This window comes from Alienimonas sp. DA493 (assembly GCF_043951915.1).
Classification (GTDB): domain Bacteria; phylum Planctomycetota; class Planctomycetia; order Planctomycetales; family Planctomycetaceae; genus Alienimonas.
Map to the genome: position 1 here is coordinate 48,749 of NZ_JBINJD010000005.1, position 21,162 is coordinate 69,910.

A 21,162-nucleotide genomic window follows, 5' to 3' on the forward strand; every position below is an offset into this window, starting at 1 on the left:
GCGGCCGGCGCCGAGCCGGTTACGGCAGGGGCTTGCCGCCGGTGACGCCGATGCGTTCGCCGACGATGTAGCTGCTGTCCGGCGTGGCGAGGAACACGTACGTCGGGGCCAGCTCCGCCGGCTGGGCGGGGCGGCCGATCGGCGTGTCGCCGCCGAATTCGGCCACGTGCTCGCCCGGGAACGAATACGGGATCAACGGCGTCCACACCGGCCCCGGGGCGACGGCGTTCACCCGCACCCCCTGCTTGATCGCCTCCTCGGCGAGGGCCTTGGTGAAGGTCAGGATCGCTCCCTTCGTGGTGCTGTACGGAATCAGCGGCGGGGACGGCTGGTAGGCCTGAATGCTGGTCGTATTAATGATCGCCCCGCCCGGCGGGAGGCGCTCCAGCGCCTTCTTCGACAGGTGGAACATCGCGAAGACGTTCGTCCGGTAGGTCTTCTCCAACTCCTCCGCGGACACCTCTCGAATGCTGTTGAAAGTCATCTGATAGGCGGCGTTGTTGACCAGCACGTCCAGCCGGCCGAACTCGCTGATGCAGCGGTCCACCAGCGCCTCGCAGTGGGCCGGGTCGGCCAGATCGCCCGGGACCGCGACGCAGCGGCGGCCTTCCTCTTTCTCGCAGACCTCGACGGTCTTTTTCGCGTCGGCGTGCTCGTCGAGGTAAGAGATTAACACGTCGGCGCCCTCGCGGACGAACGCCAGCGCCACGGCCCGACCGATGCCGCTGTCCCCGCCGGTGATCAGCGCGACCTTCCCCTTCATTCGGCCGTGGCCTTGATAGGAGGTCTCGCCGTAGTCCGGCTCCGGCTCCATCTTGCGTTCGCTGCCGACGGGCTGTTGCTCCTGGGCCGGGAACGGCGGTTTGGGCCCCATCTCACGGGGGTCGGTCGCGATCGGCTGGCGGGACATCGGACGCTTTCGGAGGGGGCGAGATCGGACGAGAGCGACCGCCCACCGTAGCCGTCGGCCGCGTCGCCCTCCCCGGACGATGACGCGCGCCACGGTGGGGTCGGCACCGACGGGGGCTCCCGCGGCGGGCGGGGGGGACGAAACCGACGGGACCGCACCGAACCGACGGCGGGGCGGCCGCCCCGTCCCCGGCCGACGCGGCCGCCCGTAACGTGCTTCCCCTCCCCTCCCTGTCCTCCTGTTTGGAGCCTCCGCGATGCGTTTTATCCCCACTCGCCTGCACGCGATTGCCGACTACGGCACCGCCGTCCTGCTATTCGCCCTGCCCTGGTTGCTGGGTCTCGCCGCCGCCGAACGCGGCGAGGGCTACAGCGCCTTGGTCGCGGTTTGCGTGGCCGCCGGCGCCGGCGTGGCCCTGCTGAGTTTGGTGACGAACTACGAGGGGGGCCTGCTCCCGGCGGTGCCGATGCCGGCCCACCTGACCGCCGACGCCGCCCTGGGCGCGGTCCTGATCGCCGCCCCGTGGCTGTTCGGTTTCGCGGAGACCTTCGGCGACTGGACGTGGGCGGTCTTTGTAGCGATCGGTCTGATGGAGATCGGCGCCGCCCTGTTCACGCACACCCGCAGCCCCGCCGCGGTCCCCGCCGACCCCCGTCCCGGCACCGGCTCCCACATGAAAGCGCAACGCCCCGCCGGCGTGTGAGCCGAACGAACTGATTTCAACGTTCCACGACCCCGCCGCGTGCGGAGCGAGGAGAACCCCGACGACGCCCGGCCGCTCGCGGCCGGGCGTCGTGCGTTGGGCCCGCTACTCAGCCGCGGCGGCTTCGGCGGCGCCGGACTGCGGCGCGAGCAGCTCGGGGCGGTCGAGAACGAGGTAGTGCCCATGATCGGCGGTCACGATCATCAGGCTTTCCTCCCAGTTGCTGTTCCGCTCGACCCAGTCGGTGACGACCTTCACCGCCTCGTCGCCGCTGTTTACGGCGCCGATCGCGTTATCCAGGTTGTTGTCGTGGTTTGCCCAGTCGACGTCGCCGGCTTCGACGAGCAGCCAGAAGCCGTCCGGGTCGGTTTCGAGAACCGTCAGGGCGGCCCGCGTCATGTCGGCGAGGGTGGGGTTTTCGGCCAGATCGGCGGGGGAATATTTTTCGGCCGTTTTGGAGCGGCCGACGGTGGGGTCGTAGCCGCCGTCGGCGGTGCGGAACGGCAGATGGCCCTTGCCCGCCTTCGTGCCGTAGAAGCCGAACAGCCGCTTCCCCCCGGCCGCCGCCTCCGCGGCGGCCTCCGCCAGCCGTTCGGGACCGTTCACGCCGGGCGTGCGATGGGCGACGACGTAGCGGCCGCCGTGGGCGACGTCGACCGCCCGCAGGTCCTCCGCGGCGAGGTACGAGTTGCCGGGGACGTAGTTTTCCCCCTGGCCGGAGTCCTTCTCCCGATCGGCGCCGTAGCCCCCGCCGACGAGGACGTCGAGCCCCGGCAGCGGGCGGTCGGGGTGACTGATCGACGGCCGCCCCAGCAGGTCGCGGGTCAGGTCCTGGTAGTCGTTGCGGTGCACGTTGTGGGCGTACGCCGCCGCCGGGGTGGCGTGGCTGATCGGCACGCTGGAGACCGCCCCGACGGCGAGGCCCTCCTCCTGCGCCTGGTGGGCGATCGTGCGGACGCGGCGGCCCTCCGGGTCGACGTTGATCGCGTTGTTATACGTTTTGATGCCGGCCGTCATGCTGACCGCGGAGGCGGCGGAGTCCGTGTAGGCGTGCCGGTTCGCGGAGAACTTCGGCCCGGCGACGAGGTATTCGAGGTCCTCCCCCGGCGTCCAGGGGGCGGCGCCGGCCCGGGCCGGGTCGTACCCGCCCGGTAGAACCCCGCCGGGGTTCAGCACCCGCTGGGCGTCCACGTCGACGTCGGTTCCGTCGTTGTGGGGGCTGGTGACCATGAACCCGAACTGGCTCGTGCCGTTCGCGTCGTAGTCCTGAAAGTGGGCGCCGGTCCCGCGGCCGGAGGCGTAGGGGACCCGCCCGGTGTTATAAATCGCCGCCGCCCGGGTCGTCTGCCAGTCCATGCCGTCGAAGACGACCAGAAACACGTGCTTCTTGCCGGCGTCCAGCGCCGCCCGTTGCAGGTCGTAGACGTTCGTCTGGTCCAGATACTCGGCCTGCGGGTTGAAGGTGTTCGCCGGCGGGCGGCCGTACAGGGTGATTAATTTCCTGCCGTCGCGGTAGACGCTGTTGGCGCCGACGTAGTCGTTCAGGTCCACCCCCTCCCCGGCGCCGGCGGTGCCGTAGGTGTAGACGGGGATGAGCCGGTTCGTGTGCGTCCCCCACAGCGTGTAGGTCTCCGGCTTCCACCCCCAGTGGGCCGCCTCGGAGACTCCCTCCTCGATCGCCCGCTCCTGGAGTTCGCGGAGAACGTCCCCGGTCCGCTCCCCGTCCGCGCCCGCCGCCGCCGGGGCGAGGGTCCCGCCGGCCAGCAGGAGGATCGAGAGCAGCGGGGTCGGGCGTCGGTTCGGCATGGGCGTCTGCAAGTCTTTGAGCACCGGGGGAAGGAGCGGGGACTCGCGGGCGGCGCCGCGATCGTCCCGGCCGGATCGCCGCGGACGCACGCAGGATCGGGCGCCGCGGAGGCCGGAGCAACCGGCCCCACAGTCTCGACTGGGCGGAGCCCCGCGGGGAGCCCGCCGTGTGAAATCCCAGCGAACAGCGGACGCCGGTCCCCCGCCCCGACGGCGGCGGTCCTGCGGTTCGCGGACGCGGCTCAAACCGTCGCCCTGCTTTGGTGCGGCGCGGCCGGGTCGACGGTCTTCGCGTCGGCCCTGAACGCGCGGGAGCCGACGGCCTGACAGGCCGCCGGCCCGCCGGCGAATTGGGCGACGGAGGTCCCGGAACCACGGATGCTGCACGCCCTCCCGAGATCTTTATACCTGCCCCGCCGCCCGTCTCCCGGGGTTGCGAGCGGCGCTACGAGCCGAGCGTGTCGAGGTCGAAGTCGAAGTTGTTATCGCCCGCCTCCACGACCACCGGGTCGGGAACGGTGACGGCCGGAGCCGCCGCCGCCGGCGGCCTATCGGAACCGGGCTCGCCCGGGGCCGGCGGGGGTTCGTTGTAGGGAGTGATGCGCACGGTATGCGGGCCGAGCTGCGCCCCCTCCGCATCGACGGTGTACCGCAGCGAGTAGCGGCCCTCGGCGTCGGTCGTACCCACCGACGGCCGGCCGGTCTGGGGGCTGAACTCGACCGCTGCGTCGACGACCGGGGCGCCGCCGTCGGTCACTGTACCGGCGACTTCGCCCAACTCCGGCCGGTCGGGCGACCCGCCGCAGCCGGACGCCACAACGACCGCGAACGAAAACACGCCGAGGGGGAACGTCCGTCGAAGCATGGAAAACCTTTAGAAAACGAGAGGGCGGACAAAAGAAGGGAGCCGCGTCGGTCGGACGCGGCCCCGAAGAACGAGGGCCAACACGCGGCCTGCTCACGGCGGGTCAGAAGGCGTCGTCGACGACGACCCCGTCCTCCCGGTTGCAGAGGGCCATCAGCACCTTATTGACGTCCAGGGTCTCGGACAGGAACTGCACCGACCCGTCCGCCATCGCCACCATCGCCCCGCCGGAGTGGGCGGACCGGATCCCCAGATGGTGTTCGTAGGGCCGGGAGTCCGCCCCGGCCGTGGTGCCGCCGATGTGATTGATCGCGAACCGCGGCGACGTGAGGTTTTGCGTCCATCCGCCCCGAGCGTGCAGCCCGCCCCCGTTGGCCAAGGCGCCGGCGCCGGCGTGGGTGCACGGCCGGAGGTCCTTTTTGTTGCCGGCAGCATCCGTCAGGTAGTCGGAGTGCTCCCCGATGGCGATCGTGTTGGTGGTGCCGTCCCGGAACTTCGAGATCGAGACCTTTTTATTCTGAGAGTTCCAGGGGACGATCGCCCCGACGTACATCATATAGCCGTAGCCGGTGTCGATGGACCCCTGCGGAATGGTCTCGGTGTCGGGAAGATAGTACCCGCCGGTGATCCCGACGTAGTCGGACGCCTGAACCGGCATCGTGTCCGGGGCGCCGAGGGCTTCGGTCGCCGAGTTATTGTTGGCGACGATCGTTTCGTCCATCGGATTCGACGGGCACCGCAACGCCCCGATCCACAACTTGGAGCGGAGCTCCCAGTTCCGGTCCGGCTGACCGTCCTGGGTGACGAACGTGGTGTCGACGAACGTCAGTTGCTCGAACGCCGCCGCCTGATCCAGCTGCGGCAGAATCTGCGCGATCCAGGAGGCGCCCTTCTGGATCGGGTCGGTATTCTGGCGGACGTTCCCGGGGAACATCTTGGCCGTGCTGTGGTAGTTGTGCAGCGCCAACCCGAGCTGCTTCAGGTTGTTCTGACACTGGCTCCGCCGCGCCGCCTCCCGGGCCTGCTGTACGGCCGGCAACAGCAGGGAAACGAGGATCGCAATGATCGCGATCACGACCAGCAGTTCGATGAGCGTAAACCCGGCACGCCTTCCCTCGGGCCCGCTCGCGGGACGTGAGCAGGAGCGAGTGAGTGCGCGGAGCGGCGGTTGCACAGTGAAGAACCTTAATTCGGGACCAGAACCGACGAAGACGACTTCGTCAGAAGAACGAAGCAGACGGGCGAGCGGCGGCCGCGCTGCGAACGACGAGCGTCGTCCAGCGCCTCCGACGACGTTATTTTGAGGCAGAGACGGACGACCCGAAGATCGAATCGGGCGGCCGGGGAATAGATTTCTCAATCTTCCGCAGCGATTCGCTCGCAATAAAAAACGCTTGCCCACCAGGGCCGCACCGGCGCCGGAGCCGCAAGCGCCGGTGGGCGTCGACGCCCGCGTCCGGCGCCGCGCTCCCCCACGGCGACCGGCGCCGGGGGGCCGATCCGAACGTCACGCGCCGCGTCCGGGCCGTCTTGGTGGAGCGACGGGGAAACCATCCGACGCGGCGGCCGTCCCCCCAACACGCGCGCCGGCGAGAGGAACGACCGCGCCCTCGTTCAGATCAGCCGCATCCCCGTCCCCCTCGCGGCCCGCGCGGCGCTCTCCGCGATCGCGCGGGGGAGGCGTCGGACGCCTCCGGCCTCCGGCGCGACGGCCTCGTCGCCCTATCGCGGCAGGGCGACGAGGGCGCCGGCGGCTTCGAGGAGGTCGGCCGCCTGCAGCGTCGGCGGCGGGGCGAGCGGGTAACGCTGCTTGCCGGGCCGGGAGAGGAAGCAGGTCCGCATCCCCGCCCAGGCGGCGCCGGCGACGTCCCAGCCGTGCGCCGCCACCAGCAGGCAATCCTCGACCGACTCGCCCACCTGCCGGGCGGCCCAGCGATACACGTGGGCGTGCGGCTTGAACAGCCCCACCGTCTCCACGCTCAGGCGGTCCGACAGATACCGCTGCAGGCCCGAATTCTCCATCTGCGCCTTCACGCCCGCGACGGAGGAATTCGTCAGCGTGACCAGCCGATAGCCGGCGTCGGCGAGTTGCTTCAGAGCCGGTTCGACGTCCGGGTGCGGCGGCAGCGAGCGAATCGGCGCCAGCGCCCGGGCGGCCTGCTCCTCGGAGAGATCGACGTCGTGATTCGCCGCCAGCATCCGCAGCGTGGCGGCCCCGATGACGCCGAAGTCCTCGTAGCGGTCCGCCACGGTGGCGACGAGGGAGTAATGCAGCAGCGAGGAGAACCACAGCGGAACCAGGTCCGGCCGTCCCCCGAGGGCCTCGCCGACCGAGGCGACCAACGGGTCGAGGTTCAGCAACGTTTCGTTGACGTCGAGGAAGATCACCTTCGGTCGCCGCGTCAGGCCCGCGGGGGCGGCCGGCGTCTCCGGCGGGCCGCTCCCGGCAAGCGCGGCCGGCGCGGCGGCCGCGGCGGAGGCGACGAACAGGCGACGGTCGAGGGGGCGGTCGGCAGGCATGCCGCATCCTAGAGCCCCCGGCCCCCCCGCCCACCGCGGCGCCGCCGGCCGATCAAGCGACATCCGGGGGGCTGGGTCGGGCGGGCGGCCGGTCCCATTCGTAAACATTTCGGCCCGGCGGTCGCCGTTTCCGCGGATCCCCCTTGTGAACAGGCGTTCATGATCGATCCTCGGGCGTGCGTTTCTTCCCCCCGAACCCCGCCCCCGCCGTGCCGACCGAACCGCCCTCCGAACCGCAAATCGAACCCGGCGCCGACCGCTCGAACCCGGCCCCGCCCCGCGTCCGGCCGCCGGGGCCGGACCGCGGCCCGCAGTACGCCCCGCAGTACGCCCCGGAAGACCGGCGGCGGGAGAAGGAGCGCCGCACGCGGGTGCGGGCGGCGCTGCTGGAACGGCTGCCCCCGCCGGACGCCCCGCCGCAGAGCGACCTGGGCGGCTTCCGCTTCGACCTCTGGCCGCCCCGGCCGGCCCCCCGTCCCCGCGGCGGGGCCCGCGGCCGGACGGGCGCCTACTGGACCGCGGAGGCCCTGCACGCCCTGATCCGGGAGTTTGCCGCCGGCCGCGGGCCGGACTTCTCGAAGCAGGAGTTCGTCCGCTGGGCGCGGATCACCTCCGGCACGGTGAACCGCTACTGCGGGGACTGGCGGTCGGCCCGCGTCGCCGCCGGCCTGCCGGCGGCGGCGGCAACGGAGGACGCCACGGTGCGGACGCTGCACGCCCTGCTCAAAACGCTGCACCAGAACCGCCGCCGCCCCCGCCCGCTGACGGCGGAGCAGCTGGCCCGGGCGGCCCGCCTGAGCCGCGGCCCGATCAGTTCCTTCGGCGGGATCAAGCAGGTCCGCAACCTCTACCGCCTGTGGGTCGCCATGCACCCGGACACGGCGGAGCAATGACGGCCCGCCGGGCGCCAGGCGCTCACGCCGGAGCGAAGCGGACGGGCGGCCCCCGGGGGTCCGGAAACAGGCCGCCCCGCCGGACGGCGGAGACGGTGACGACCACACCTTGCGGCCCGTCGTGTGCCACTGGCTTTGCCAGTGCCACGGTGAGTCACGAGCGACTCGGACGCGTCGGGAACGAGCGGGAACCGAACGCACTGGCAGAGCCAGTGGCACCCAAAGCGCAAGGCGCTCTCGGCCCCCGCCAGTGCCACCCGCCGTCACAGGTTCAGGGGCCTCCGGTCGGTCGGCTGACGCCTCCCTCCCTCCTGCCCCAGCCACCCAAGTCGGAGAAGGTGCGGGCGGTCAGACCGCCCCAGGCACCCGGCGGCGAGAACGACCGAGCCAACCGCGGGCCGACCCCGGCCGGCCGCCGGTCGCCTGTTGTGATTTCACTCGTCCCACAGAGAATTGATTGCCTCGACCGTCTGATCGACGAGCGCCTGCCCTCCCTCGGGACCGACTGGACAACTCTGCGGAATCGCGCTGTAACCGCCGCCCCCGACCGCCCGAACCGTCGGAAGATAAGTCCCCGATTCCTCACCGACCAACTGGATCACGAACGTCTGCACGGCCTTACTGCGGGCCTTGATCTGGACGCCGTAGTCGGTGTAGAGCTCAAAGGGGTTGGTGCAGATCGCGATATCGCCCAATCGAACGACGTGGAATTGTCGCTCGTACAAGTCGCCTTCTTGCTGCTGCTTGTATCGGTCCGTCACCGTCTTATGCCAGTTCATCTTGCGCCGGTCGGCGGGATCCTTGGAGAGACGATCGACCTCGGCCTGGGCTGCTGCGTTCTGCTCTTCCGTCACCCTCCAAATCGGGAGTTTGAGCGTCCGCACGAGATGCTTCATCGGAACGTCGGTGCGGATATCGTTCCGGGCGGCCGAGTTGGCTTCGGCCACGGCCGCGTCCAGTCGTCGGGCGATCTCTTCGAGACGCGTGAGGCCGCGGAGCGTGAGCATGCGCGCTTCCGCCGCCCGGTTGTACATCAGATGCGGCGACTGGTCGCCGGCCGCCCCGCACCACCCCACCACCTCGAGTTGCTGGCCGTAACGCTTCCGCAGCAGGTCGCGGGTCGGGTGCCAGAAGTCGGCGTTGACGGCCGTTCGGCCTTCCACCTCCTGCGAGGGGCAGGCGACGTCGACCGCCATGGCGAGCGGTTTCTTGTCCGCGTCCCAGAAGGTGAGCACGTCGACGTCGTGGTCCTCGAATCCCTCGATGCCGCGAAACTCCGGCTTGTCCGTTCGGCCGTACATCTTCGCCGAGCCGTCGGCATAGACTGCCCGGCGGTTGCGGGCGACGACGGCTTGCCCCAGCCCCCAGCTGACGCCGGCGGGTTGGCGTCCGTTCCAAGCCTCCACGACGGCGTCGCTGACTTGCCCCACCAGAAACTCCACGTACTCAGCGGGTTGAACGACTCCGTCTGCCGGTAAAACATATTTGCCCTCGACCATCACCGGGGCGGTGTGCGTGTGGGTCGCGTTGACGAACAGTTTTTGCGTCTCCACCTCGGGCGCCTTCGCGGCGACCGCGCTGCGGATTCGTGATTGGACGTCCTCACGGATGACCACCAAGTCGCAAGAGACCATGACGGCCGTCTCCAACGACTTGTCGCCGTCGCGTGATTCCAAGACCAGGACGTTCGCCGTGCAGGGGCTCTCCACGGTCTTGGCCACCCGCGTATGAAACTGCCCCGAAAGGGCGACGGGCTCGTCGGGCGTGATCGTGGTGCGAGCGGCTCCCACGAGGAGTTCGGCGGCATCGAGGGCGACCGCGTGACCGCACCACAGCGCAGCGAAGCAGGCGACCCGCACGCCGACGCGAGCGAACGTCCAAGAATTGATTCGTGCGGCGAGTGGAAGCGTCTTCATTCAATGCGTCCGAGTCGTGGGAGGGAACGTCGCTGCGGAACGGGGCCGCACAGGGCGTGAATTCGACCCGTCCGGAAGCGCTCGACCTCGTGACGACGGGGCGACACGATACGCCCGCATCCCCCCGTTCGCACATGACTCTCCGAAAGCCCCGCCGCGCCGGCGGGCGGCGGGCGCCACGGGCGTCTCGCCAGTGAGCGCGACCCGGCCCGCAGCGCGACGCGGCGCTCAGCACGTCCGTACGCCACCGGTTCCGGGGGCGGCCCGGGCCGCCTCACCCCGGGAACGCCGGCCCCCACGGGCCGACCCCGGCCACCCGCCGGGTAAGCAGGCCGAGCGGTTTGGAAGGGTGCGGCCGCACCTTGCAGCCGTCGGGTGCCACTGGCTTTGCCAGTGCCACGGTGAGTCACGAACGGTTCGGACACGGTTGGAAGGGACGGGAACCGAACGCACTGGCAAAGCCAGTGGCACCCAAAAGAGCAAGGTGCTCTCGGACGCCACCAGTGCCACCCGCCGGCCTCACGTGTCGAGCAGGCCGAGCCGCTCCGCCGCGGTGAGAGCATGGCACCCAAGCCTCAGGAACATGCCACCCTGCCGACGGCCTTAATCCTCGAAGATGCCCTCGCCGAAGCTGGTATCCGCTGCACTCGTCCGCTGACCGGCTTCTTGTTGACCTCCAGTAGCAACAATTCGCTGAGGTGACATTGCGCGCTCGCCGAAGACTTCCTTCGAGGCGGCTGCGAACTCTCCGCTCTTACGGTATTTCCTAAAAAGCGGCCACTCATAGTAGTTTTCCTCGGGCATTTCCCCCGCCGACGCCGCGGGCGCCATCAGCTGCGCCGCGTTCTCGTAATCTTCCAGCAAAACAGCCACCGATATTTTGTAGGAGAGGCCACTAGCTGACCAGTCCTTCGAAGAGACGCGAGCCCTACAGGCGTCACGCTCCCCCGAGAACAAATGAGCTTGCGCAAGGTTCAAAAGAAATGTTCGCTCATAGTCCTCGCTACTAACGTTAGGCAGAACGTCAACTGCGAACGAAAGAAGCCGCTTCACAACGCCATACCGCCGAGCCACGAGAAGTTCGTAGGTGATGTTCGCCAAAGAAGAATCTGCCTTAGCGGTCTCATTCGGGACCAACTTCCTCCAAAGCACCTGCGACAGCTTAACACCGATCTCGTACAAGCAAGCATGCGCTTCGTCCAGATACTCACGACTAGCATCAAGACAATCACCCACAACTATGTCGGAAGTTGACGCCCCGTTCTCCTTACACACTTTGACGTACTGCGAAGAGACGACGCCACGACAATGAACAAAGAGATTTCGCCTTTGCGTGATTTCTACGAAGTCCGGCCAACAGTCGAGACCCACTCGAAGCTTAACGTTGAACGTATCCTGCATCCAGTCAAACTGCTTAATATGACTCTCCCTCATCACAGACTCTATAACCGAGCTGACGACACTGGATCTCGCAGCAGCCATGTCTGGGAACCCTGACAACTCCTCGAAAGTCATAGACTTACCGCTCCTGTTCAACACCTTCGGCTGCGATTCTATCGCCGCCCGAAGAAGCCGCCCCAGAAAGGCATCATAAGCGCTGACCAGCGACACCAACGAACTTTTAGGCAACAATTCATACGCCGTCTCAGCTCTTCGGCGCTTCCGCTCCAGCCTATCAGTCTTAGGTATCTTAGAAACCTCGATCTTGTACGCAGCCTTCCCCTCGATCATCCTCCTCGACTTTCCATTCTCCTCCAACCACTTGTTCCATTTTTCGCAAGCACTCTTTCTTACCGCCCATGACATAACCATCAAGGGCGGCAGCGAGCCCCAGATTGCATCTAGATCATGCACGAATCCTTCGACAGCCTCACGAAAAGGGGATGTAGCTGTAGCCTTCGGCGGAGTTCCAGACATGACCAAGTGTTCGAGGCGAGGCGTGCTCTCACCGCGGCGGGAGAGCGGGGTTCAACAGAGACGGCGCCGCGGCCGCGGGGTGAGCATGGGGGGTGATCTGCGACCGTGGGCCGCGGGGGCGGGCCGCTCGCATGCTCACCCGGCTTGGCTGCGCTGCCGCTCCGCCAAGCCGTGAGAGCATGGCACCCGTTTCTCTTCACTTCCCCGGGACGCAACGAGACCGGCCCCGCACACCCCTTGGCAGGGATGGACGGGGCCGGGCGGGCGGGGGCGGCGGGGGCCGTCACGGGGTTACTGGCAGGCTTCGCAGGTGGGGTCGTTGGGGTCGCAGGCGGCGCCCTCCTGCACGGCGCTGGCCGGCAGCGGGGCCTCGTCGTCGGCGACCGCCGTGGCCGAGGGCGCCCCCTCCGCCGACGCCTGCGGGCCGGGCGCCGGGGTCGGCGGGACCGCCGGGGGGGCGGCGACGCCGCGCTCGATCGCGACGTTGCCGCTCTCGCTCTTGCTCTTCATCCACCGCGGCTGCACGCCGAACTTGTTCACGTCCACCGTGCTCTTCTCCACCTGCGTGGCCGCCAGCGTCCGCAGGTAGTACGTCGTCTTCAACCCGCACTTCCAGGCGTCCACGTACATGTCGCTCAGCTTTTTGCCGCTGGGGGCGGACATGTACAGGTTCAGGCTCTGGCCCTGATCGATCCACTTCTGACGCTTCGCCGCACAGGCGAGAATCCAGCTCGGGTCGACCTCGAACGCCGTCAGGTAGCGGGCCTTCACGTCGTCCGGGACGTCGGCGATCTCCGTGAGGGCGCCGTCGTAGTACTTCAATTGCTCCAGCAGGTCCGGGCCCCACAGGCCGCGGTCCTTCAATTCCTTCACCAGTTCGATGTTCACCTGGGTGAAGTCGCCGGACAGGTTGCTCTTCACGTAGAGGTGCTTGTACATCGGCTCGATCGACTGGGCGACGCCGGCGATCGTGCTGATGGTCGCCGTGGGGGCGATCGCCATCACGTTGCTGTTCCGCATGCCGTGCTCCGCGATCAGCGCCCGCACCGGGGCCCAGTCCAGGCGGCTGTCGCGGTCCACGTTGACGGCCTCGCCGCGCTGCTCGGCCAGCAGATCGACGGTGTCGATCGGCAGCAGGCCGCGGTCCCACTTGCTGCCCTCGTAGGAGGAATAGGGGCCGCGTTCGGCGGCCAGCAGGGCGCTGGCGCGGATCGCCTCAAAGCTGATCCGCTCCATGCTCTCGTCGGCGAATTCGACGGCCTCCTCGCTGGCGAAGCTGATCCCCAGCGCCGCGAGCGCGTCCTGGAAGCCCATCAACCCCAGCCCGACCGGCCGGTGCCGGGTGTTGGCGTTCTTGGCTTCCTTCGTCGGATAGAAGTTAATATCGACGACGTTGTCCAGCATGCGGACGGCCGTGCGGACGGTGTCGGCCAGCAGGTCGTAGTCGAACCGCAGTTCCCCGTCCGGCCCCTCGGTGACGTGGCGGCGGAGGTTGATCGAGCCGAGATTGCAGACCGCGGTCTCGTCCCGGCTGGTGTTCAGCAGGATCTCCGTGCACAGGTTGGAGCTGTGCACCACGCCGCAGTGATCCTGCGGGGAGCGGATGTTGGACGGATCTTTGAACGTGATCCAGGGGTGGCCGGTCTCGAAGACGCGGGTCAGCATCTTCCGCCACAGATCCACCGCCGGCAGGCGGCGGAAGAGTTTAATCTTGCCGGCGTCGGCGAGAGCTTCGTAATGCTCGTAGCGTTCTTTAAAGGCCTGACCGTAGAGGTCGTGCAGGTCCGGCACGTCGTTGGGGGAGAACAGCGTCCAGTCCTCGCCGGCCTGCATGCGCTGCATGAACAGGTCGGGAATCCAGTTCGCCGTGTGCATGTCGTGGGTCCGCCGCCGGTCGTCGCCGGTGTTCTTGCGGAGGTCCAGAAACTCCTCGATATCGAGGTGCCAGGTCTCCAGATAGCTGCAGACGGCGCCCTTCCGCTTGCCGCCCTGATTCACGGCGACGGCGGCGTCGGAGACGATTTTCAAGAACGGAATCACGCCCTGGCTCTTGCCGTTCGTCCCGGAGATATGGCTGCCGGTGGCGCGGATGTTCGTCCAGTCGTTGCCCAGCCCGCCGGCCCACTTCGAGAGGGCGGCGTTGTCGCCGATGCTCTTGAAGATGTGCTCCAGGTCGTCCTGCACCGTGGTCAGATAGCAGGAGGAAAGCTGCGGGTGCAGCGTGGCGCTGTTGAACAGCGTGGGCGTGGCGCTGGTGAAGCGGAAGTCGCTCAGGACTTCGTAAAACTCGATCGCCCGGTCGGTTTTGTCGGCGCCCTCGGCGGAGGCGAGGCCCATGGCGACGCGCATCCAGAAGAACTGGGGCGTCTCGATCCGCCGGCCCTCCACGTGGAGCAGGTAGCGGTCGTAGATCGTCTGCAGGCCGAGGTACTTGAACCCGGCGTCGCGTTCCGGCTTGAGGGCCTTGGCGATGCGGGGGGTGTCGAAGGTGCGGACGACCGGGTCGAGCCGGCCGGCGGCGACGCCGTCGATCAGGTAGTGCTCGAACTGGTGACGGTAGAGGGCGTCCAGGTCCTCCGGGTCGGCCTTGTGGGCGCCGAGGGCCTCGTTGTGGATCACCATCCGCATCAGGCGGGCGGCGACCGTGTCGTGGGCCGGGTCGCGTTCGATCCGGCTGCGGGCGGCGAGGATCATCGCCCGGTCGAGTTCGGCGGGGCTGATGCCGTCGAACATGCTGCGGAGGACCTCCTCGGTGAGTTCCTCCACGTTGACGTCCCGCTCCAGCCCGCGGGCCGCCTCCGCCAGCCGCCGGCGGATGCGGGTTTCGTCGAACGGAATACGGGTCCCGTCCTCCAGGGTGACGCTCAGCCGCGGGGCGGCGGCGGCGTCGTCCTGGATGACCTCGGTCCGCTGCAGCGCCCGCTTCTTGGCGTGCTCCGCCCGATAGGTGATGTAGGCCCGGGCCACGCGGTAGTGGCCGCTCCGCATGAGGGCGATCTCGACGTAATCCTGGACCTTTTCCACGTCCACCGGCCCGCCGGCGGCGAGGGGGGCGATCTCCTCGGCGACGCCGGCGGCGATGCGTTCGACGTCGGCCTCGGTGTCCGCGTCGAGCGGCTGGCCCTCGGCGAGGTTCAACTCGGCCCGGAACGCCTTGCGGATGGCGTCGGCGATGCGGGCGGTGTCGAACTCGACCTGCCGGCCGTCACGTTTGCGAACAATCCAGGCGTCGGTCGCGGGGGGCATAGGGGGTCCGAAGACTAAGTAAGAGTGGTTGCGGCTCGCACCGCGAAGGCAGAACGCGGATACCTACTTTCGTACCCGACGCCCCTGCGAGAAGGGGCGATTTCGGCTCCGCGGTGCATCTCCCCCCTTTCGCGTAGCGAGTGCGATCCAAGTATGGATCTGCCTGTCCACGCAAATGAGGCAACGCTTTCCGCGATTGGGAATCACGGAGACGCCGTCGTCTTTTCGGGCTCACGAAGGGTAGGCACCAGGCCTTACAGTCCACCATAGGCGCCTCCTCGCGACAAACCAGACCACAAGACCTAGTGTTCACCATAGCACTTCTGTGCGGATCGTGTCGATCAAGAGGCGGAGTCCTCAGCGACGCGAGAACCGATTCGTTCGTACAGTAACTAACCGCAGCAGTCAACCCCTGTTCACTCCTGAACGCGCCGCCCCTCGGCCGGTCTCGGCGCAGCGAAACGGCCCCGGATCGCGGCGGCGATCCGGGGCCGATCGAAGGCGAGCCAGAGCCGTCGCGGCGGACGGCGGCGGGCGTCAGATCACTTCGCGATTGAATCGACGTACCGCTCGTACGCCCCAGCGACGTCGCCGGCTTCCGCGTCGCCGTCGTGCACGTAGACGGCGTAGCGGAGGCGCAGCGGCTCCTTGATCTCGATCGGGTCGGCGTCCTCCTCGCCCTTGCTGTAGGCCTTGGGGCCGAAGGGGCTGATCGCCATCAGACCGTAGCCGCGGGCGTGGTAGCGGGCCGGGCGGACGTTCTCCGGGTGGTCGAACAGGGCGACGCCGCCGCCGGGGAACTCGTCGGTCGCCGGGGCGCTGCAATCGCACCAGGCGGCGAGTTTGCCCCAGGCCTCGTTCTCGCCCTCGGCGCCCTCGCTGTTGGTGATCACGCCGGCGCCGCGCTTCACGTCCAGTTCCGGAGCCATCCGCACCCCGACGAAGCCCTCCTTCGTGTCGCCGATCGTCACGGCGCTGCCCTCGGTCGGCGGGGAGAGGGTGATGTCGTAGGTCAGCAGCGAGCCCTTGGGGGAGAGGTCGTGCACGGCGATCGTCGTCTCCTCCTTCAACACCGGTTCGCCCTCCGGGTTGAGCCAGTGGTTCACGGCGGTGATCGAACCGGCCTCGCGGTCGAGTTTCACGTCCTGCGTGTCGATGCGGCCCTGCTCCACCCAGTGCTTGTAGGGGCCGAGCATCGTCTCCGCGTCGTGCTTCCCGTCGGGATGCAGTTCGACCTCGTCGACGCTGACCCACACGCCCTTGTGGTGGGGGTGGTCGTCGGAGGCGTAGTCCAGCACGTTCACCCCGCTGGGGGTGTAGAGGGGGAACACGAACGGCTTGGGCAGCGGCACGTAGTCCCGCTTGTCAGGCTTGATCGCCGCATGCCAGACCATCAGCGGGCGCTCGCCGACGCGGACGGAGGCGGCGATCTCCGTGCCGCTGAGCACGACCGGGGCGTCGGCGCCGTCTCCCGGCGGGGCGGCGAGCAACGCGGACAGAAGCAGCGGGGCGGCGAGCATTGGGAACCGGAGGGTTTCGGGAAAGACGGGCGAACGCGGCGATTGTGTCGATCGGTCCCGCCGCATGCGACCGGGGCCGATCGGGCCGCGGGCGGGTCGCGGGAGAGGCCGGCCGGGGCGACGTTCCGGCCCGTCAGCACTATTCTTCCCGGATGCCCCGCCGCCCGCTTCGATCCCGTCAGCCGCTCGTCCCCCGTTCGCCCCGCCGGGCCAAGCCGGAAGAGGACGACCGCCCCCCCCACCGCCTCAATCCGGCGCCCGGTCCCGGGGTGACGCCGGAGCGGCCGCCGCGGAAGGGGGGCTGGGAACTGGCCCTCTCCGGCGACCTGACCGACCGGCAGGGCGAACTCATGGACCAACTCGTGGAGCTGCCTCGCGGCAGCGCCGGGACGTTATGGTTCGACTCCCCCGGCGGCAGCGTGTATACGGGGCTGGCGATGGCCTCGGTGTTAAGGTTGCGGGGCCTGCGGGCGACGGCGGTCGTCGCCGGGGAGTGCAGCAGCGCCGCGATCCTGCCCTTCGCCGCCTGCGAACGCCGGCTCGTCACCCGGCACGCCACCTTATTATTTCACCCCGTCCGCTGGCACAGCGAGGAGGACGTGAAGCGGGAGGAGGCGGTCGAGTGGGCCCGGCACTTCGATTATATGGAGCGGGACATCGACAACTTATTAGCGAAGCTGCTCCCCATGGATCGGGAGGCGCTGGAGAAGTGGACCCGCCCCGGCAAGTTCGTCACCGGCGGGGAGCTGGTCGAGGTCGGCCTCGCCGAGGCGGTGGACCTGTTCTCCGGCGATCTGTGGGCTCAGGCCGGCCCCGCCCCGCGGACCCGGCGGCGCCGTTAGACTGGACGCGGCCCCCTTCCCGACGCCCCCGCCATGACGACGACCCTCGCCCCGCCGAAGCCCGTCCCGCCCGCCGACGCGGCCGTCGCCCCGACCGCGGAACGCCAAACCGCGGAGCCGATGACGGAGGAGGAATACCTCGCGTTCGAGCGGGCGGCCCCCGTCGACGACGGCCGCCACGAGTTCGCCGCCGGAAAATTGATTAAGATGTCCGGCGCCAGTCGCCTTCATAACAGCATCGCGGGGCGAATCTATCGCATCCTCGCCGAACTGGCGGAGTCCGCCGGCATGGAGGCTTACATGAACGACCTGAGGCTCCGCGTGCCGGGCGGCCGGTTCCGCTATCCGGACGTGATGGTGGCCCCCGAACCGCCGGAGATGCTGCCGGGCGAGGAGCAGGACACGCTGCTCAACCCGGTGGTGTTGGTCGAAGTGCTCTCGCCCTCGACGGCCACGGTCGATCAGGTGGACAAGCAGGCGGAGTACCGCGAGATCCCCTCCTTGACGGACTACCTCATCCTGTCGCAGGACGAGCCGCGGTGCGATCACTACAGCCGGCTCGGGGGCGAGGCGTGGAAGCTGGTGACCCTCGTCGGGCCGGAGGCGGTTCTGTCGTTGAGCGGGTTAGGCGACGTATCGCTCGGTTCGCTCTACCCGCCGGCGGCGTGACGGCGGAATCGGGAGCGGGACGGGCGGCGGGTTGAACGCCCCGGGGCGGCGGGGCAGGCTGGGATCGCTCCTTTTCGATCGATGCGCCGCCTGATGCATTCCGCCCCGCCCCGCGCCCGCCGCACGACTCGCCGCGTCGCCGCGGCCCTGGGCGTGGCGGGGCTGGCGGCGTTGGGCGGCTGCGAGGGCAACGCGACGGTGGCGACGCCGAACGACTCCGGCCCGGTGCCGGGCGCTCACGCCGCGGCGGCGCCCCCGGCCGCGGCGCCGGTCGCCCCCGCCCCCGCCGTGCGGGAGGCGACGCCGCGACGCAGCAATCCGCGGCCGAGCGCTCCGCGGCGGGCGGAGCGGGCGCCGGAACGACGGGAAACCGCCGCCCGGACGGACCGCGATCGCCGTGCCCCGGCGACGGGGACGCGGAGCGACGGCGGTTCCGGCGTCACCATGGCGCCCGGCGTGACGAAGGTGCCCGGCGAGCCCGACCCGTTCGATCCGGAGATCGATCCGTCCACGCTCTCGCGGCCGGAGCCGGCCGCCCCGCCGGCCGAGGAACGGCCGCCGGAGCTGGTCGACGCCCCCCTCACCGCCCCGATTCCGCCGGACAAGCAGGCGATTCCCGACGACCTCGCCCTGCCGGTGGGCGCCGTGCTGTATTACCAGGACGGCCGCGGTTGGGCGGAAGTGGAATTAAAAGCGCCCGCCCCGCCCCGCGACGGGGCCAGCGACGGGGAGCAGGAGGCCGCCTCAATCCTGCGGGTGCACCGCACCGACCGGCCGGCGGTGATCCCCGACGTGCGGATCGCCCGCGATCAATTGATCGTGACCAAACTCCTCGTGCGACGGCTCGAATCGGCTCGCTGAGCCGTTTCACGGCGGCGTGCAGTATGGATTACCAGCCCGGAGCGCAAGCTCCGGCCCTGCGTCGTTCACTCTCGTGCAGTTCTCCCGCAGGCGGAGCGTCCCGGACCCTCGGAGGGTCCGGGACGCTGGCGTTGCCCAGGGTTCCGGCAAGCGGGAGAGCGTTCTCACGGCCGACGCTTGCGCATCGGGCTGGTAGCGAGCTCCCCGTGGCGGAGAAGAACCTATTTATTGAGGATCGCCGCCCGCTGCACGCGCATGTGGCGGGCGAGAGCGCGGTCGGTCTCCTTCGCGGCCCGTTCTTTGAGGGCTTCGGCGCTGGCCTCGCCGCCGAGTTCCGCCAACAGGGAGGCCACGTCCCGCCGGGTCGCGGGGTTGGGGTCGTCCAACAGGGTGAGGACCGCCGGCTCCGCGGGCGCCCCCATCTTGCGGATGAACGCTAACGCCTCGTCCCCCTCCCAATCGTGCGTCAGCAGGGGGACGGCGACGCGGGCGTGCACCGGGTTTTGCGGGTCCAGCTCGGCGAGCGTCCCCTTGCGGCCGAGGCCGGTGCCCGCCAACAACGCCTCGCCGATCGCGGAGAACTGCTCCGGCTCGTCCGCCCAGACCAGCAGCGTTTTGGCGGCCCGGTCGACGGCGAAGCCCCCCTCCTTCACGGCGTCCTCCAGCCGGGCGGAGAGCGCCGCGATGACGGCCTCCCGCTGGTCCGGCGTCGCCGCGGCGGGGTCCAGGGCCTCCAGCGCCTCCACGGCCCGCTTCCGGGCGACCCAATCGGAATCGGTCGCGACGTTCAACACGCGGACGGCCCAGTCGAGTTCGCTCTCCCCCGCCGCCGGCTCGCGCAACGTGGGCGACCGCGGCGGCGAGGCGTTCGCGGCGCTCGGCGGGGCGGCGGCGGCCATGCCCGGCTCCGCGGGCGGGGCGTCCGGCGTGCCGGAGGCGGCATCGCCGAAGGGAGCGGCGCCGGCGATCGGGCCGCCGTCCGGCCCGTTCCGCAGACCGGGACCGCGGGGGAAGCGGTCCATCCGCGGCCGGGAGGTCGGCCCGCCGTCCCTCCCCCCGGGATCGCCGAACGGTCCCCCGGGACCGCCGAACGGGGTCGTCCGTTCCAGCGCGTCGCGGCGGGCGTCCTCCGCCCTCTGCCGGCTGTTCTCCGCCATCTCCCGGCTGCGGTCGAACGGTTCCTGAGAGAGCCCCGGCATCGCGGGCCGCTCCGGCCGCGACGGGGGGGAGAACGTCGGGGTCGGGACGCTCGGCGGGGTGAAGTCGAGGGGCGAGGAGGCGAGGTTCCCTGCCGCGGCGTCGGCCTCGACCGCGTCGCCGATCGGTTGCCCCGTCACCAGCTTCCCCGCGACGTAGCCCACCCCGTAGCCCTGCGAGAAACACCCCGCCAGCCCCGGCAGGCAGAGCAGCGGCACGAGCCGGAGAACGGCGGGGCGGCGGAACACGGGGCAGTCTCGACGTCAGGCGAACGAACGAACCGGCGGGGCCGACCGCGGGTCGGGAGCCTCGCACGCGGGGGCGCCGGGGGACGAACGTCCCGTCGATCGACGCCGATGCGAACGTAGTCTGACGCGGCCGCCGGGCCGCGTCACGCCCCCGGCAGTCCGCCGGCCCCGGACGCTCCCGGGCGAATGTGAGTTTTCGCCGCGGGCCGCGGAACTGGTGTTGAGACAACCATTGCCAGTGCAATAATCTCCGCCAACGCTCCTTCCCGCCTCGGTCCCGCCGCGTGCTCAAGCACGAGTTTCAAGACAGCATTCCGTACTTCGTCTTCACGGCGGCCCACGCCATCGAGAAGGCGATGGGCGCCGCGTTGGAGGGGCACGGCATCACGTTTCGCCAGTGTCAGATGCTGGGCATGCTGGCGGCCCACGGGTCGCTGTCGCAGGCCCAGGTGGCGGAGATGATGGGCGTCGAGCCCAGCAGCGTCGCCCGGTTGGTGGACCGCATGACCCGCGACGGCTGGATCGAACGCCGCCCGGACCCGCACGACCGCCGCAAATACCAGTTGTTCGCCACCTCCCAGGCCGAGCCGGTCTGGGAGGGCGTGCAGAAGGTCGCGGCGTCGGTCCGCGACACGGCCCTGGAGGGTCTGGACGAGAGGGACGTGTCGGAGCTCAAACGGATGCTCCGGCACCTGCGGAACAACCTCACCGACGACCCCTGTCGCTACCCGGACACGCCGCGGCCCGATTCCGCCCTCCGCGACTCGCGGGCCGCCCTCGACGACGAACCGGCGCCCGCCGCCGTGGCGTCCGCCTCGCGTTGACCTTCGCCCGCGTTCTCCGTTCGCCGGCCCCCTTCTTCCCCGTCCCGCATGTCCGACACCGCCACCCCCGTCATGACGCCGACCGGGCCGAAGGACGACCTGTATAAAAACCCGGTGAAGAAAACGCCGGGCCCCGCCTCGCCGACGCCGAGCGAACCGGCGGAGCGGTCGCCGGCCGAACCGCCCCGGGCGGAGTCGGACTCCGCGGCGGCGGGCGAGACCGCC

General features: G+C 69.6%; 16 protein-coding genes. 6 read left to right on the top strand and 10 right to left on the bottom strand.

Annotated elements, in window-relative coordinates:
- Positions 1 to 19: 19 nt before the first annotated feature.
- On the bottom strand, positions 20 to 910 hold the full coding sequence (locus ACG2DA_RS01460) for an SDR family oxidoreductase (RefSeq protein ID WP_395253681.1): 891 nt from the start codon (positions 908 to 910) through the stop codon (positions 20 to 22).
- Positions 911 to 1,166: 256 nt separating this feature from the next.
- Between ACG2DA_RS01460 and ACG2DA_RS01465 the strand changes: the two genes are divergently transcribed.
- The gene (locus ACG2DA_RS01465) at positions 1,167 to 1,613 is read left to right on the top strand and encodes a hypothetical protein (protein WP_395253682.1); all 447 of its coding nucleotides are present in this window, start codon (positions 1,167 to 1,169) and stop codon (positions 1,611 to 1,613) included.
- A gap of 105 nt (positions 1,614 to 1,718) precedes the next feature.
- Here ACG2DA_RS01465 and ACG2DA_RS01470 read toward each other — a convergent pair whose 3' ends face one another.
- From ACG2DA_RS01470 to ACG2DA_RS01485, 4 genes are all read right to left on the bottom strand, one after another.
- Complete coding sequence (locus tag ACG2DA_RS01470) at positions 1,719 to 3,419, bottom strand: alkaline phosphatase (protein ID WP_395253683.1); 1,701 nt, start codon at positions 3,417 to 3,419, stop codon at positions 1,719 to 1,721.
- A gap of 445 nt (positions 3,420 to 3,864) precedes the next feature.
- A complete protein-coding gene (locus ACG2DA_RS01475) occupies positions 3,865 to 4,257 on the bottom strand; it encodes a carboxypeptidase-like regulatory domain-containing protein (protein WP_395253684.1) in 393 nt (130 codons plus the stop codon).
- A gap of 130 nt (positions 4,258 to 4,387) precedes the next feature.
- Positions 4,388 to 5,686: a DUF1559 domain-containing protein gene (locus tag ACG2DA_RS01480; RefSeq protein WP_395253685.1), complete on the bottom strand. Its 1,299-nt coding sequence runs from the start codon at positions 5,684 to 5,686 to the stop codon at positions 4,388 to 4,390.
- A gap of 320 nt (positions 5,687 to 6,006) precedes the next feature.
- On the bottom strand, positions 6,007 to 6,804 hold the full coding sequence (locus tag ACG2DA_RS01485) for a haloacid dehalogenase type II (protein ID WP_395253686.1): 798 nt from the start codon (positions 6,802 to 6,804) through the stop codon (positions 6,007 to 6,009).
- Positions 6,805 to 6,980: 176 nt separating this feature from the next.
- On the opposite strand from ACG2DA_RS01485, the gene ACG2DA_RS01490 reads away from it, so the two are divergent.
- On the top strand, positions 6,981 to 7,697 hold the full coding sequence (locus ACG2DA_RS01490) for a hypothetical protein (RefSeq protein WP_395253687.1): 717 nt from the start codon (positions 6,981 to 6,983) through the stop codon (positions 7,695 to 7,697).
- A 434-nt stretch (positions 7,698 to 8,131) separates the two neighbouring features.
- Here the strand turns inward: ACG2DA_RS01490 and ACG2DA_RS01495 are convergent, their stop codons facing one another.
- The 4 genes from ACG2DA_RS01495 to ACG2DA_RS01510 form a co-directional block, all read right to left on the bottom strand.
- Positions 8,132 to 9,613 carry a hypothetical protein gene (locus ACG2DA_RS01495; RefSeq protein WP_395253688.1) on the bottom strand — a complete coding sequence of 494 codons (1,482 nt, stop codon included), beginning with the start codon at positions 9,611 to 9,613 and terminating at the stop codon, positions 8,132 to 8,134.
- A 603-nt stretch (positions 9,614 to 10,216) separates the two neighbouring features.
- The gene (locus tag ACG2DA_RS01500; protein WP_395253689.1) at positions 10,217 to 11,530 is read right to left on the bottom strand and encodes a hypothetical protein; all 1,314 of its coding nucleotides are present in this window, start codon (positions 11,528 to 11,530) and stop codon (positions 10,217 to 10,219) included.
- A 291-nt stretch (positions 11,531 to 11,821) separates the two neighbouring features.
- Positions 11,822 to 14,776, bottom strand: a complete 2,955-nt coding sequence (locus ACG2DA_RS01505) for a ribonucleoside-diphosphate reductase subunit alpha (protein WP_395253690.1) — start codon at positions 14,774 to 14,776, stop codon at positions 11,822 to 11,824.
- 542 nt (positions 14,777 to 15,318) lie between these two features.
- Positions 15,319 to 16,296 carry a PmoA family protein gene (locus tag ACG2DA_RS01510; RefSeq protein ID WP_395253691.1) on the bottom strand — a complete coding sequence of 326 codons (978 nt, stop codon included), beginning with the start codon at positions 16,294 to 16,296 and terminating at the stop codon, positions 15,319 to 15,321.
- Positions 16,297 to 16,448: 152 nt separating this feature from the next.
- Between ACG2DA_RS01510 and ACG2DA_RS01515 the strand changes: the two genes are divergently transcribed.
- The 3 genes from ACG2DA_RS01515 to ACG2DA_RS01525 all read left to right on the top strand — a co-directional run bounded on the left by ACG2DA_RS01515 (position 16,449) and on the right by ACG2DA_RS01525 (position 18,668).
- Positions 16,449 to 17,138, top strand: a complete 690-nt coding sequence (locus ACG2DA_RS01515) for a ClpP family protease (protein ID WP_395253692.1) — start codon at positions 16,449 to 16,451, stop codon at positions 17,136 to 17,138.
- Positions 17,139 to 17,171: 33 nt separating this feature from the next.
- Entirely contained in the window at positions 17,172 to 17,807 is a 636-nt protein-coding gene (locus ACG2DA_RS01520) for a Uma2 family endonuclease (protein ID WP_395253693.1), read from the top strand.
- A 93-nt stretch (positions 17,808 to 17,900) separates the two neighbouring features.
- Positions 17,901 to 18,668 carry a hypothetical protein gene (locus ACG2DA_RS01525; RefSeq protein WP_395253694.1) on the top strand — a complete coding sequence of 256 codons (768 nt, stop codon included), beginning with the start codon at positions 17,901 to 17,903 and terminating at the stop codon, positions 18,666 to 18,668.
- Positions 18,669 to 18,889: 221 nt separating this feature from the next.
- Here the strand turns inward: ACG2DA_RS01525 and ACG2DA_RS01530 are convergent, their stop codons facing one another.
- On the bottom strand, positions 18,890 to 20,113 hold the full coding sequence (locus ACG2DA_RS01530) for a HEAT repeat domain-containing protein (protein WP_395253695.1): 1,224 nt from the start codon (positions 20,111 to 20,113) through the stop codon (positions 18,890 to 18,892).
- A 284-nt stretch (positions 20,114 to 20,397) separates the two neighbouring features.
- Here ACG2DA_RS01530 and ACG2DA_RS01535 point away from each other — a divergent pair, with 284 nt between their 5' ends.
- Entirely contained in the window at positions 20,398 to 20,937 is a 540-nt protein-coding gene (locus tag ACG2DA_RS01535) for a MarR family winged helix-turn-helix transcriptional regulator (RefSeq protein WP_395253696.1), read from the top strand.
- Positions 20,938 to 21,162: the final 225 nt, after the last annotated feature.